The organism is Mesorhizobium sp. GbtcB19, from assembly GCF_019091085.1.
GTDB lineage: Bacteria > Pseudomonadota > Alphaproteobacteria > Rhizobiales > Rhizobiaceae > Mesorhizobium.
The window spans coordinates 1-236 of record NZ_JAGXJY010000535.1 but is presented as its reverse complement, the minus strand read 5'-3'; the positions used below and the strand labels follow the sequence as shown (position 1 = coordinate 236).

The window sequence follows — 236 nt, the reverse complement described above, 5'->3', positions numbered from 1 at the left end:
CCGAACCCCCCTACCACCGGCACCCGGCCGCCGAGCCGCTGCTGCGCCGGGCGAACCCGGCGCTGATCGTGATTTTCCTCGTCGGCATCGCGGCGCTGCGCTTCCTGTCGCTGATGAACGAGCATGAGGAGATCGAGCGCGCCGCCAAGGCGGTGTGGGCGCTGCCCGCCGCCCAGATGGCGCAGGCCGTCACCGCGGCCCCCAGCGCGCCCGGCGCCAGCGCCATAGGTCTCCTG

Annotated in this window: 1 pseudogene; it reads left to right on the top strand. The window is 74.2% G+C overall.

What is annotated here, in order from left to right:
- Positions 1–236: pseudogene (locus tag KVT37_RS32955) on the top strand (PAS domain-containing sensor histidine kinase); the annotation flags it as partial.